This is a genomic window from Sinorhizobium sp. GQ132 (assembly GCF_059758575.1).
In genome coordinates this window covers 765459-778981 of the sequence record NZ_JCAXDX010000001.1, presented here as the reverse complement: position 1 = coordinate 778981, position 13523 = coordinate 765459, and the positions used below count along the sequence as shown (strand labels likewise).

The window sequence follows — 13523 nt, the reverse complement described above, 5'->3', positions numbered from 1 at the left end:
GATGCGCCATGATCCCCGGATTTTCCATCGAGACCCTTCTTGCCCTGCATGTCGCCGTCAGTCTGATTGGCATTGCGAGCGGCCTCGTCGCCCTGCCGGCGCTCGCCGCCGGCCGCTGGCTCGGCCATTGGCACGCAGTTTTCCTCGTCACCACCGCGGCCACCAGCATCACCGGCTTCCTCTTTCCCTTCAGCGGGATCACGCCCGCACTGGTGGTCGGGGCGATTTCCGTCCTCACCCTCGTCATCGCCTTTGCCGCGCTTTATGCCTTCACGCTCCGCGGCTGGGCGCGGCCGGCCTATGTGGTGAGCGCGACATTCGCGCTCTATCTCAACCTCTTCGTTCTTATCGTGCAGAGCTTCCTCAAGGTTCCGGTGCTGCAGCCGATGGCGCCGACGCAAACCGAGGCGCCCTTCGTCGCTGCGCAAGCCCTGTTGCTGGCGGCAAGCATGGTGCTCGGCGCAACGGCGGTCATCGGGTCGCGACGGGCGGCGTTGCCGCTGCCCATGCGCCCGAGGTCCAGGAAAAGTGCGTAGCGGTTTTCCGTCGGCAGTGCGTAGTTTCAAAACGTTGGAGCGTTCGGTGTTTCAGGAAACACTGCAACGCTCCAGGCAAGGAATGACCCAACACGCGCCGTATCGATACGGCGCGCTTCGTGCTGTCGGTCAATGCTCGTTGGCCGGCGTTCCGTGAGCGGTGACGATCGCCTGGGCTTCCTTGCCGTAGAGTTCCTCGAAATGATCGAAACTCTTGGAAAAATAGCCGATGCCCTGGGTGGCGGATCTGAGCGAGCGCGCCAGGTCGTCGAGCGCGCTGCCGGGCAGAAGGGCGCGGAAGATGTCCCAGCCTTTCGCCGCTTCGTCCCGATCGAAGCCCAGCACCTGGCCCTTCAACGAGGCAACGATCGGCACGAGACTGCCCGAATAGACCGACGGGACATGGATTTCGACGCGAAAGACCGGCTGCATCAGTACGGAGGCGGCCTGCGACAGCGCCTGCCGGACGCCAAGCTTGCCGGCCGTGCGGAACGCATATTCCGAGCTGTCGACCGAATGGTGCTGGCCGTCGGTGAGCAGCACGCCGACATCGATGACCTTGAAGCCCAGGGGTCCCTTCTCCATCGCCTCGCGTGCGCCCGCCTCGACCGCAGGGATGTAATTGCGCGGCACGGCACCGCCCTTGACCGTCTCGGCAAAGGAAAATCCGTCGCCTCGCCCGTTCGGATGGACGCTGAGCTTCACATCCGCGAATTGCCCGGCCCCGCCGGTCTGCTTGCGATGGCGGTAATGAACGTCCGAGGACTTCGAAACGGTCTCCCGGTAGATCGGGCTCGGCGGCCGGTCGCTCACCTCGACATGGAAAACGTCCGACAACGTCCTGCAGACCTCGCGCAGGTGCACCGGGCCTTGGGCGCAAACGAGCTGCGCCCCTGTCCCCTCCTCCTGCATCACCTTCAGGCCGCGATCTGTCTCGGCGAGTTTCGCAAGGGTCTCGGAGAGCTTGGTCTCGTCGCGTTCGCTCGCCGGCACCAGTATCCGCTCGAGCATGGGGTTCGGGGGGGTCGTCCAGTCGGGCGGAGCGAGGGCGGCACCGGCCGTCAACAGCGAGGGGACCGGCAGGTGGTCGGATTTGACCGCTCCGAAGAGCTGGCCCGCTTCGGTCACACCCGAGCCGATGGGCCGGCCGCTTGCGGGATCCTGCAGAGCGCCGAGACTTCCGCCGCCGAGCGTCGCTCCCTGCTTCACTCCGTTCTGGAGAGCGCGGGCAAGAACCGTCTTGCCGACGCTCTGGCGATAATGGGCATGGAAGCTGACCGCGAGGAGCGTCGCCTCGTCGACGCCGGCACCCGCGGCAAGGCGTTTTCTCAGCGCCTCAGCGCGCGGGGCCTCGTGGCGGAGCGCCTTCATCAGCCGCATCAGGCCGTTGCCGTGGCCGGCGGAGCCGAGGAGCACCGGAATGATCTTGTTTTCGTTCAGAACCCGTGTCGAGATCGAATAGATCGCGTCGCTGGCCGGCTCGCGGTCCTCGATGAGCTCTTCCAGCAGCCAATCGTCGAATTCCGAAAGGTGCTCGAGAAGCTCCGCGCGTGCCTCGTGTTCGCGCTCGACCGCGTTTTCGGGGATCTCGAAGAGAGAGGAAGGCTGTCCCTCGCGATAGCGCCAGGCCCGCTCCGAGATCAGATCGCAGCTGCCGATGATCCTGTCGCCGTCGCGGATGGGAATCTGCCGCAGGATGAGCGGGCGGCTGCAGAAATCCTGCAGGGCGGCGACGATGTCCCTTATGCGCCCTCGCGGCTCGTCCATGCGGTTGATGAAGAGGATGCAGGGCGTGCCGGACGCCTCGATCATGCGCAAGTAAGGGGCGGCGAGAACCGCCTCGTCCAGTATCGGCGAAACACAGAGAACACATGCGTCGCTCGCGAGCAGCGCATGCTGCGCATGCGCCAGGGCCTCGTTATTGCCGGGAACGTCGAGCGCGCACCAGGTCTCGCCGCCGAATTCGAATTCGGTGAGGCCCAGTCCATATGGCGTAACTGATTTTTTCGGCTCGCCTCCCAGCGAGCCCACCCTCTCCACGAGCGTGGATTTTCCGATCTGCGAAGGACCGAGTACAGTAAAGCAGCGCATCGGCGTTCCTCCCTCTGCCAGGATGACACTGCAGACAGGATGCCCTTCGACGAGCCAAAGCGCCAGAGATTGGTGCTTTTTCTTGCAAAAATTGCGCGTTAGCAGGAATTGACGCGGTCTATGCGGGCGCGCTCGGCGCGAACTCCGCGATGAGCTCGTGGCGATCTCCGGGATAGGTGAGCAGCACGCTGGTGACCGGTACGCCGCCGCTCCAGGTCCGTCGCTCGATGACGAGACAGGCCGCGCCGACCGCCACTTCGAGCGCCTGGGCCGTCGGGCGGCTCGCCGCGACGGCCCTGATGCGATGCTCCGCGGTGCTCCAGGGCACTTTACCGAGCAGCCACGAGCCCGGGGCAACGGTCTCGAAGGTCTCGGTCTCGGCTTCCGGCACCGCCGAAAGATTGATCAACCGCTCCTCGAGGCAGAAAACCCGGCCGCCGGCAAAATGGCGGCAGGTGATATCGAGAAGCCGGGACGAGAGAGGCAGATCGATGCGCCCCTCATCGCCGGCACGCATCTTGCGCACCGCTCGCTCGCCGAGGCGGTAGGCGTAGTCGAGCCCGAGGGACTGCACCTCCCGCTTGACGTCGTGGATTTCCATCACTGCGGATTGGACCTGCGGAAAGCTGACATAGCTTCCAGACTTGCGCCGCCGCTCGATCAGTCCCCGCTTCACGAGCTCGCTCAGGGCCTTGTTCACGGTCATTCGCGAACAGCCGTATTGCTCCGTGAGTTCGTGCTCGAAAGGAATGCGGTACCCCGGCGGCCAGTCGCCGGAAAGAATGTGGCCCTCGACCTCGCTCAGAATTTTCTGATGCAGCGACAGAGGCTGTTCCTGACGTTTTTCTTCGGTGTAGGCACGATTGCTGGAAATGGCGGGACCCTCGCTCGTAAACGACCCCGTACCTTACCCATTTCGCGCCAAGACGACAGCCCTCCCGCATGTTTCCCGACGCATCGTCGCTTCAAGAGAAGGACTTGCGGCAGAGACGTTTCAATAGAAGAGGTGCCACGGCGCCAGGAAGGCGCGAGCCCACTCCCGATCCCCTTCGCCGTCACCCGGCGCGTTCTCCCGGTCGGGACGGTCGTTCGCCGGCTCCTTGCTCGCCAAGGGTTTGCGGGCCGCGCTGAAGGTGGAACAGCCGCTTCTCCTTCAACAGTTCCTGGCGTGTTGCGCTAAACAGGCGCAACGATGTCCAGCCGTGATGCAGGCATGGGACAAAGCGCCGGGTGGCATGAGCGCTATCAGCTCGGCCTTGATGCGGGAGCCAGGCCGCCACCTCTTCCTTGTCCGCGTGATGTGTCGCGTTCAGCCGTCTTAGCGGGTCTCTTCGACACACGGTCTCCATTCATCTGCATCGCCTCAGACCGTCACACATCGGAAAGCTGTAACCGGAGCTTGGCTTCACTCTGAACCTGCTGGATGCTGCTCCTTCGGATTCAACTGACATCACCCGTCGCGCGTCTCGAGCCGTCAAATTGATCGTTGCAAATAGAGTGCAAGACCTTAAATTGATGCAAGGGACGTAGCACGGTCAGGCGGGAGAATGGTTGCAGGGCACGACCCCCTCCTGGTAGCGCTGTCGGTGGTGATCGCCATCCTGGGGGGATATACAGGGTTTGGGCTGGCGGCCCGTGTGCGCGGCACCGGCAGTGCGGACCGCAGGCTGTTGCTTGCCTGCGCGGCCTTCTTCCTTGCCGTCGGCGTCTGGACCATGCATTTCGTCGCTATGCTGGCAGCGCCAATTCCCCTTGATGCCACCTATCTTGTCCTGCCAACGGTCGTATCCTTTCTGATCTGCCTCCTTGTCATGGGCGTTTCGCTGTTCTTCGTCTCGCTCAGCGAGCCGTCGAATGCGCGGGTCGTCGTCTCGGCATTGCTGCTCGGCCTAGGCATTGCCTCGATGCACTATGTCGGCATACATGGACTAGCCGGCACCTTCCATATCGAGCATCAGCGCGCAATGATTATGGCTTCCGCTGTGATCGCCGTAGGCGCGGCCTATGGCGGCCTGCGTATCTTTCTGGCCCGGCATGGCGGCATGCGGCTCGCGCTAAGCGCCACGGCATTCGGTATCGCTGTCTCCGGCATGCATTTTACCGCCATGCACGGCATGCGCTTCGTGCACGGCCCCCCCTTCACCCACGGGGCGATCGGACTGGCCGTTTCCCGAGAGGCTCTAGCCCTGGTCGTATTGCCTTTGTGTTTTCTGATTATCTTCGGCTTCCTACTGCTCCTCGTACCCGAACCACGGTCCCGATCGCTGAATCCGGCGCCCGCCCAAGCCGATACAGACACCATAGATGCCCAGGCGACGGCTATTGACCGGAATGGTTTCGATTTCGACGACGCGCAGACACAGAAGATGCGGCTCACGCACCGCCCTGTTGGACATGCCGGTGTCGCCGCGGTGACGCGAGTGCCTGTCGAAGGGGCCGACGGAACCCGTTTCGTAGAGACCGGACGGATCCGCAGCATCAAGGCAAACGCCCACTATACACTTGTTCACGACGGAAGCCGGGAACGCATGTGTCCTTGGGCGATCTCGCAAGCCGAGGCGCGACTCGATCCCGACACGTTCATGCGCGTCCACCGCAGCCATATCGTGTCCATTCCCCTCGTCTCGTTGATCCGCAAGGAAGGCAATGGTGCCGTGGTCGAGCTGGACGGAGAGGTGCCGCATCTCGTTCCTGTAAGCCGCGTTAAAATTGCCGAACTCAGAGCGCGTCTAGGGCTGGCCAGCCGCGGCGCATAATTTCGAATCGCGGCACATAGGTCAGCATAGCTGACGCAATTCGTGCGCGCTTGGATGCGTTCCGTGGGTTTTCCGATGCTTCGTGCCACGGTTCGCCCCGGCCGTCTTGCGGGTTATTGGCTGTCAGGAACAGCTTGCCGCCGTTGTCTCCTGAAAAGAGTCGATCGCCAAGGATCCTACCAGGAAAGAAAGAATTGCATGACCTTGAAGTCATCCAGCTTGAGCGTCGCGCCGCCGGCCGAGCTGCTCGGTCTCAGCCGCAGTCAGGTGCATATTCTGCCGCAAGCCTATGACCGCATTGGCGCCGGCGGACTTGTCTCGAAGAAGCGAGGCCGGCTGAGCAACGGGCGCTACAGCGAGGATTTCCGGGCTTCGAAAATATCCAGGTATTTATGGGCCGACTACGGTTTGGATCAACGCCGGCCTACTGAGAAGTTTATTTTAGCTCATCTGAATTTTCCTGCTGTTCGTATGAAGGAGCTGTATATTAAAGAAATGTCTGCCCCGCGAGATGAAGTGCTGATATCGGAAAAAGTAATACTTATGGGTCGCAGGATTTAGCCATGACGAGGTTCTGCTTTGAAAGTCCGCCAACCGTCGATGCCGACGCGGTGTCATCCGAATGTGACCGCCAGTTGCGACACTTGATCGTTGAGATCGTAGAATCTGCGGCCGCGGTCGGGTGGCGACCAGAGGATATTCTTTTGTCGATGGTGGATATATCTTGGGAGATGTACGAGGAACGTCGAAGTAATCGAACTTAGTGGACCCTTTACTCCTGAAGTACCCCCGCCGGTATCGAGGGCGCCGTTTCACGCGAACTTGTGTGGCAAAAGGGCAACGTTTCTTATAACACATGAAGGCGCCGGAGTTTCCCAAAAAATCCGGGGTTTTCCAGAATACGTCCATCCACTAAAAATGCCCACCGTCAAACGATAATCAATCGGTCATTGTATTCGTGTTTTCGAGGGAGCGCTGAAAAACTCCGCGTATCTGCATGGCCACTTTGTTTGAACCTATGCCTCGTGGAGGGCGGAGCGACACGCGGGAATGATACGGCAGTAAGCGTTCGGTCACCAACAGGCAGTGCGGCGCAGCTTTTTTACTCACGAATTCCGCAAACGGGACCTAGGTCGATGCCACAAGCGGACTGTTTTGCCGGCGTTCTAAGGCAACAGTTCGACCGATAAACAATACTGAGGCAAAGTTGGGATGCAGCGAAGAAGTGAAGTCCCAAATTGCCGCTCTCTCATCGAGGGACGAAAAACAAGCGAGCACATCTTCGTTGAAATTCCGGAAAGCAGGGGGCCCCTCGTCATAACCGAGTGGGGTGCCGCTGCTCATGTTGTTCGGCCACCCGGATCGCATACGCTCAGGGCACGGGAGCATATGGTTGCGGTGATGCTCGCATCTTCGCCTGGGATAAAGGTGTCTTTCGACGATCACACCGTCCATGAATATGATGGCGATACCGGGACGATATCGGTTATTCCTGCGAACACCGAGCGCAACGTGACGTGGTCTTCCACTTGCGAGAAAGTGATCGTTACCGTGCCGCCGCCGCGCTTGCTGGAGCTGGCGACGCATGAGTTCGGGTCGGGTCAGGCGGTACTCCAAGCGCCCCCACTCGGTGTCATAGACCTTCGGGCGCTGCATCTCGCGGAAATGTTGAAGATGGAACTGGCACGCGAAGTTCCAAACAAGATTTATATCGAATCGCTGATCACCATCTTCGGCGTGCATATCGTCCGAAATTATACGGGCGTAGAAAAATTGCCGCCGAGCCGAAAGAGCGGGGGCGGCTTGTCGAATCGCAGTGCCCTGCGAGTCCGCGAGATGTTGGAATCAAGGTTTTCCAGCAAGATCACAGTGGCCGAGCTTGCGGCGGTCTCAGGTCTTTCGCCACGCCATTTCATCCAGGCGTTCACCAGGACCTTCGGCGAGCCTCCGCACAAATATGTTCTTCGGCTGCGCCTCAACTTTGCGGAAAAACTCCTCGTCGAGAGCGTTCTGTCGATCGCCGAAGTCGCCCATCTGAGCGGATTTTCAGATCAGAGCCACATGACGGCGACCATGTCGAAATATAGGAACAGGACGCCGAGACAGGTGAGGCAGCAACGGTGATATCCTATCGCCTCTGACCTTATGATCACGTGATAAATTAAACGATTGCGTCACAGAGACAATCCTCTCGCAGATTACCTGGCCATCTCTGCTCATCTCACTGACGATCGACGCTGATCGAGATTACGATCGTCGACGGGAATATCGGTTCACAGCTTGTGCGACAGAATGGTCGCAATTGCTGCAAAGCAGGCGCAGACCGGATTTTTCTAAAAAGAATCCGGAATTTTGCAAAATACGTGAATCGAGGGCTGTGCGTATCTTCGCGGCGACACAATCAGTTGGTGCGCCGTGAAAACTTGTGGCAATCATTCGGTGCGATGTATCGGGGACATTCAGTCCCCTGAAGCCGACGTCTTCGCCCCAAAGGTCGAAGCGGCCTGGAGTGCGCTGCAGAGCCAATACGCTGGTCGGATAACCGAGGCTGAGGTTGACCATCTCTTCGCTTGTTTTGTGATTGGGCTGACCACTCCGGACTACGCCGAGCAGGACCCCGCTCTCCATTTCGACCTCTGCCGTGCGCTTGTGGCGATCAAACTTCCGCCGGAGCGGGTGGAGGTTGTGCTTCATTCAGTTCCAGAACCTACGCAGCCTTGGGTTGAGGCCGCCCGTCAGTTCATCGAGAGCAAAGGCGTGAGCATGGGAAGCGAACTACGGCGGCATGCTCGCAACATTGAGGAACCCACGGGCGTAAATGTGAACTCCTCAGTCAGGGAACATTCGGGCAACAACGAGGGAAATGTACAATGATTGAATGCATCAGGAGTCAGGCTCAGCGCATGTTCCAGTTCGGTGTCCCCAACAACCGTATCGCGGGCAAAAGCGACCGCCGGTCACTTCGTCGGCGGTTGATGGCGGCTCTGAGGCTGGCGCACTGCGTGCTGGGTATGGGACGAAAGCGGCTGGGGCTCGGGACGCTGAGCGTTGGCGGGGCCCTGGCATTCGCGCTGGGCGCGATCGGCGGGATTGGATTGGTTTCGCCAGCATATGCGCAAGCGGTGAACTGCTCCGCGGCACCTTACAACTTCTATAACGGTACCGCCTCGTGCATGGGGTTATCGGCCACGGCTTCGGGGATCGGGGCAACCGCGCTGGGCTCTCTCGCACGCGCCGATGTCCTTGGCGCGCTCGCAGTAGGGTATAACTCCCATAGCGCCGGACAGAATGGCATTGCCCTGGGCTTCCAGGCTGAGGCCGTAGCCATCAACTCCATCTATCTGGGAGCCCGCACCGCCGCCGGGACAGGCGCGCTGGCTGCCGGCGCCATTGGAATTGGCACGGATGTGGCGGCTCAGAGCAACGCCGTTGCCATAGGCACCCAAACTCGAGCAACGGCGGTTAATTCTCTCGCGTTCGGCGTCAATGCTAACTCGAGCGGTGTGAATGCGCTGAGCATGATGGCAGGTTCCAGCGCGAGTGGCGGTCAAGCCATCGCAATTGGAACGAATAGCCAGGGCGTCGGCTCGAATGCGATCGCCTTCGGCGCGAGTACGCTGAGCAACGGCGCTAATTCCGTCGCCGTAGGGCCGGGCACGCAGGCCTTGGCCGACCACGCCATTACGGTGGGTAGCAACTCGAGAGCCACCGAGATCGGCGCCGCTTCCTTCGGGGGGTCGGCCGCCGCCACTGGCGTTGAATCCAGTGCATTTGGCCGGTTTGCGACAGCCTCGGCGAGTTTCGCGTCGGCCTACGGACGCAGCGCGACGGCATCGGGCGTGGCATCCACTGCGATGGGCGCCGGCAGCCAGGCGAGCGGGCTGCGCAGCGTCGCGGTTGGGAATCTAGCAACGGCGTCCGCAATAGATGCCGTTGCCCAAGGTAACGCCGCCAGCGCATCCGATCAGAATGCCGTTGCTATTGGCTTCCAGACGATCGCATCCGGCTACAACTCCATCTATCTCGGCTCGCGCACTGTCGGAGCAGGGGCCAGTGGACAGAGTTCCATCGGCATTGGCACAGATGTGATAGCATCCCAGGCTGACGCCATTGCGATGGGACGCGCTAGCCAGTCGACGGGCACGAGCGCCACGGCGATAGGTACTACAGCCAGGGCCTGGGGCAACCAGTCCATCGCCCTCGGCCTGGGCGCGATTGCAGGCGTTCAGGCCGACACGGCCATACCCAACAGCATCGCGATCGGCACCAATGCGGTCTCGTCTGGCGGTTTCGGGGTCGCGATCGGCCAGGCCACGCAGGCCACAGCCGATTTCGGCACAGCAATCGGCAATGGGGCCGTGTCGAGTGGAACGGGCTCTCTTGCGGCAGGTTCAGGAGCCCAGAGCACGGGCGTCTCCTCGGTGGCGCTCGGCAACAACGCCGCCGCGACCGCCGAGAACGCGATCGCGGCCGGACTCGGCGCCGTCGCGAACTCTGCCGACGCCGTCGCCATCGGCACCAGCGCAACCGCGACGGGCGGCAAGGCTGTCGCGATCGGCGCCGGCAACACCGCGTTCGGAGACGGCGCAGTCGCCATCGGCGATCCGAGTTATGCGAGCGGCACCGGCGCCTTCACCGGCGGCGCGAACAACATCGCCAATGCCGACGGCACCGCGAGCGCCACGGCGGCCAACCAGGCCAACGGCGCCGTGGCCATCGGCAACAACAACGTTGCGGTCGGTCAGGGCTCCGTGGCGCTCGGCAACTTCAGCCGTGCGGGAGCTGCGGGCGCGGTCGCCTTTGGTGACACGGCTGTTGCCAATTTCGCAGATGATGTGGCGTTAGGCTCCGGCTCGGTGACGGCGGCCGCGGTGGGTACGGCGAGCACGGTGATCGGCGGCACAACCTACAATTTCGCCGGCACAGCGCCGAACTCGACAATCAGCGTGGGCGCGGTCGGTGCGGAGCGCACGATCACCAATGTCGCGGCGGGCCGCCTCAGTGACAGCTCGACCGACGCGGTGAACGGCTCGCAGCTCTTCGCGACCAATCAGCAGGTCACGCAGAACACGACCGACATCACCAATCTCGGCAACACGATTACCGACATCAACACCGGCGCCGGCGTCAAATACTTCCATGCCAATTCGTTGCTGACCGACTCGCAGGCGATCGGGACCGACTCCGTCGCGATCGGCCCGAACGCGGTGGCCAACAACGCCGACGACGTCGCGATCGGCTCGGGCGCTGTGTCCGGCGCGACGACGGTGGTGTCGAACGCCGTCATCGGCGGCACGACCTACAACTTCGCGGGTGCGACGCCGGCCGGCGCCTTCTCGGTCGGCGCTCTGGGCGCCGAGCGCCAGATCCAGAACGTCGCCGCCGGCAGACTCTCGAACAGCTCGACGGACGCGGTGAACGGATCGCAGCTCTTCGCAACCAACCAGCAGGTCACGCAGAACACTACCGATCTCGCCAATCTCGGCGATACCATTAGTGATGTCGGCACCACGATCAACAATATTGCCGGCGATACATCGACGACTTTCACCGACGCAAATGGCGACGGCATCCGGTACGTGCGCACCAATGACAGAACGCTTGCTGTCAGCGATTCCTCCGCTCAAGGCATCGGTTCGACCGCGGTCGGCTATGACGCCACCGCCATTGCCGACAATTCGCTCGCGCTCGGCCGCGACAGCCAGGCGACGACCGTTGGCGGCGTAGCGCTTGGTTCCGGATCGGTTTCCGATCGTCCGCTGGCGCCGGCGACGGGCCAGATCGCAGCCGGCCCGACGAACTTCATCGAGTACAACACCACCGACAAGACGCTTCTGGGGGCGGTGTCGGTCGGCACGGACACGTCCTACCGTCAGATCACCAATGTCGCGGACGGCACGGGCGCTCAGGACGCGGTCACGGTACGGCAGCTCCAGGGGGCCATCGCCTCGGTTGCAGCGACGCCGAGCATGTATTTCCATGCCAATTCCGCGGCCGGCGATTCGCTCGCTGTCGGGGCGGAATCTATTGCCGTCGGCCCGACGACGGTGGTCAATGGCGACAACGGCATTGGCATCGGCAATGGCGCGATCGTCGACCAGGTGGCACCCGGCGGCACGGCGATCGGCCAGGGCGCTCATGTGATGCTGGCCGACGGTGTCGCCATCGGCACCCAGGCGACGGCCGCCGGCGTTCAGTCGGTAGCCCTCGGCTCAGGCGCCGAGAGCAACCACATCAACAGCGTGGCGCTGGGTGCTCAGTCCGTTACGACGATAGGCGCGCAAACCGGTTACACCGCCTTCGGACTGACGACCCCGCAGACATCGTTCGGCGAAGTCTCCATCGGCTCGGCCGGCTCCGAGCGCAAGCTGACGAATCTTGCGGCCGGTTCAGCGGAGACGGATGCCGTGAATGTCAGCCAGTTGAGAGGTCTCGGCACCCAGATCACCAACCAACTTGGCGGCGGCTCAACGGTTAACGGAGACGGCACGATCACCGGCCCGACCTACAACATCCAGGGCGGCAGCTATACGACCGTCTACGACGGCTTCACCGCCGTGGATGCGAGCCTCACCAGCCTAACCAATCAGATCAACGGCGGCGGCGGCATCAAATACTTCCATGCCAATTCCACCTTGGCCGACTCCTCTGCAACCGGCACCGACAGTGTTGCGATCGGTCCGGAAAGCGTAGCCAGCGGAACGGACAGCCTGGCTGCCGGCCACGGCGCAACCGCCGCCGGCCAGGGCGCCGTCGCTCTGGGTGAAGGAGCACAGGCAAACAACGCCAATGATGTCGCCCTCGGTTCGGGCTCCGTGACGGAGGCGGCCGTTGGTACGTCGGGGACCACAATTCGGGGGACCCGGTACGACTTTGCGGGGACCGCGCCGGTCGGGACCGTCAGTGTTGGCGCCGATGGCGCGGAAAGGACCGTGACAAACGTCGCGGCGGGGCGCATCTCCGCCGACAGCACCGACGCCATCAACGGTTCCCAACTTCATGCGACCAATACGGCAATCGAGGACCTGCAGGGCGGCATCGGAAGTATCAACGACAGCGCGGTCTTCTATGATCTCAACCCGGATGGCAGCAAGAAGAACAGCATCACTCTGCAAGGTGGCGACATAAACGCGCCGGTCGTCATCTCGAATGTCGGCAGGGGCGTCGCCAACACGGATGCGGTCAATGTCGCTCAATTGAACCAGAGCTTCACCGAGGCCAAGTCCTACACGGACAACCGTACGGCCTATGCCATCGAGACAGCCAACAACTATACCGACCAGAAGTTCAACCAATTGAATCGGGAGATGGGCAGCATCCGCTCAGAGGCCAGGGCAGCAGCCGCGATTGGACTTGCAGCGGCTTCCCTCCGCTATGATGATCGTCCAGGCAAGCTGAGTGTGGCGATGGGCGGCGGTTTTTGGAAGAGCGAAGGAGCGCTTGCCTTCGGTGCCGGTTACACCAGCGAAGACGGACGCGTTCGTGCCAACCTTTCCGGGACGGTCGCCGACGGGGATGTCGGTGTCGGCGCCGGTCTCAGCTTCACGCTGAATTGAGGTCTGCATGTTCAGGAGAGCGAGTTCTAGATCCTCGGTCTTCATCGCATGCCTTTTCCTGTCCGGCCCACCGGCGGCGGGACAGGAGGCAGCTTCCTCCGGTTACCGAATTAGACCGCCGGAGGTCGCGGTTCCTGATAGCGCAACTCTCGGCCAATATCAGAGGATGATTAGACCGTTCGAGAATTGGACTCTGATCTGCGACGAAAATCTGAAAGCTCGACAAAGGGTCTGCAACGTCACTCAAACAATCGAAAACCGGTCAGGACAGCTCGCATTCAGCTGGTCACTTGCGGCCACCCAGGAAGGCAAGCCGTACATGATCCTGCGGACCGCACCGATTGCCAACAGCGACGGCCTTGTCCTGATAAAATTCGAGGGCAGGAAAGAGCCGATAAAGGTTCAACTCGACGGATGCAATCAGGCGGTCTGCATAGGAATGCTGCCGGTCGGTCCCATCATGCGCGAGCAGATCTCGAAGAACGCGGCGTCGACGGTGTCCTATTCCATAAGAGATGGGAGAACCGTCAGCGTGACGGCAACCCTCAGGGGGCTTTCCAAAGCCGTTGAGGCGATCAATTAAC

At 61.7% G+C, this 13523-nt stretch carries 9 protein-coding genes; 6 read left to right on the top strand and 3 right to left on the bottom strand.

What is annotated here, in order from left to right:
* Nucleotides 1–8: 8 nt before the first annotated feature.
* Nucleotides 9–536, top strand: a complete 528-nt coding sequence (locus tag AC6CIG_RS03515) for a hypothetical protein (protein ID WP_498322320.1) — start codon at nt 9–11, stop codon at nt 534–536.
* A 129-nt stretch (nt 537–665) separates the two neighbouring features.
* Here AC6CIG_RS03515 and AC6CIG_RS03510 read toward each other — a convergent pair whose 3' ends face one another.
* On the bottom strand, nt 666–2627 hold the full coding sequence (locus tag AC6CIG_RS03510; protein WP_498322318.1) for an elongation factor G: 1962 nt from the start codon (nt 2625–2627) through the stop codon (nt 666–668).
* Nucleotides 2628–2745: 118 nt separating this feature from the next.
* Complete coding sequence (hutC, locus tag AC6CIG_RS03505; protein WP_498322436.1) at nt 2746–3453, bottom strand: histidine utilization transcriptional repressor HutC; 708 nt, start codon at nt 3451–3453, stop codon at nt 2746–2748.
* A gap of 721 nt (nt 3454–4174) precedes the next feature.
* On the opposite strand from hutC, the gene AC6CIG_RS03500 reads away from it, so the two are divergent.
* From AC6CIG_RS03500 to AC6CIG_RS03490, 3 genes are all read left to right on the top strand, one after another.
* A complete protein-coding gene (locus tag AC6CIG_RS03500; protein ID WP_498322316.1) occupies nt 4175–5383 on the top strand; it encodes an MHYT domain-containing protein in 1209 nt (402 codons plus the stop codon).
* 198 nt (nt 5384–5581) lie between these two features.
* Nucleotides 5582–5944: a hypothetical protein gene (locus tag AC6CIG_RS03495; protein WP_498322315.1), complete on the top strand. Its 363-nt coding sequence runs from the start codon at nt 5582–5584 to the stop codon at nt 5942–5944.
* An 828-nt stretch (nt 5945–6772) separates the two neighbouring features.
* The gene (locus tag AC6CIG_RS03490; protein ID WP_498322314.1) at nt 6773–7507 is read left to right on the top strand and encodes a helix-turn-helix domain-containing protein; all 735 of its coding nucleotides are present in this window, start codon (nt 6773–6775) and stop codon (nt 7505–7507) included.
* A 123-nt stretch (nt 7508–7630) separates the two neighbouring features.
* Here the strand turns inward: AC6CIG_RS03490 and AC6CIG_RS03485 are convergent, their stop codons facing one another.
* Entirely contained in the window at nt 7631–8077 is a 447-nt protein-coding gene (locus AC6CIG_RS03485) for a hypothetical protein (RefSeq protein WP_498322312.1), read from the bottom strand.
* 176 nt (nt 8078–8253) lie between these two features.
* On the opposite strand from AC6CIG_RS03485, the gene AC6CIG_RS03480 reads away from it, so the two are divergent.
* Together AC6CIG_RS03480 and AC6CIG_RS03475 are read left to right on the top strand one after the other, a co-directional pair.
* Nucleotides 8254–12939, top strand: a complete 4686-nt coding sequence (locus AC6CIG_RS03480; RefSeq protein WP_498322311.1) for a YadA-like family protein — start codon at nt 8254–8256, stop codon at nt 12937–12939.
* A gap of 7 nt (nt 12940–12946) precedes the next feature.
* A complete protein-coding gene (locus tag AC6CIG_RS03475) occupies nt 12947–13522 on the top strand; it encodes an invasion associated locus B family protein (protein ID WP_437405581.1) in 576 nt (191 codons plus the stop codon).
* Nucleotide 13523 lies beyond the last annotated feature (1 nt).

What these genes read in the sequence shown, in the direction of transcription:
- AC6CIG_RS03515 (WP_498322320.1), top strand. Translation starts at nt 9, where the DNA reads ATGATCCCCGGATTTTCCATCGAGACCCTTCTTGCCCTGCATGTCGCC.
- AC6CIG_RS03510 (WP_498322318.1), bottom strand. Translation starts at nt 2,627, where the DNA reads ATGCGCTGCTTTACTGTACTCGGTCCTTCGCAGATCGGAAAATCCACG.
- AC6CIG_RS03500 (WP_498322316.1), top strand. Translation starts at nt 4,175, where the DNA reads ATGGTTGCAGGGCACGACCCCCTCCTGGTAGCGCTGTCGGTGGTGATC.
- AC6CIG_RS03495 (WP_498322315.1), top strand. Translation starts at nt 5,582, where the DNA reads ATGACCTTGAAGTCATCCAGCTTGAGCGTCGCGCCGCCGGCCGAGCTG.
- AC6CIG_RS03490 (WP_498322314.1), top strand. Translation starts at nt 6,773, where the DNA reads ATGGTTGCGGTGATGCTCGCATCTTCGCCTGGGATAAAGGTGTCTTTC.
- AC6CIG_RS03485 (WP_498322312.1), bottom strand. Translation starts at nt 8,077, where the DNA reads ATGAAGCACAACCTCCACCCGCTCCGGCGGAAGTTTGATCGCCACAAG.
- AC6CIG_RS03480 (WP_498322311.1), top strand. Translation starts at nt 8,254, where the DNA reads ATGATTGAATGCATCAGGAGTCAGGCTCAGCGCATGTTCCAGTTCGGT.
- AC6CIG_RS03475 (WP_437405581.1), top strand. Translation starts at nt 12,947, where the DNA reads ATGTTCAGGAGAGCGAGTTCTAGATCCTCGGTCTTCATCGCATGCCTT.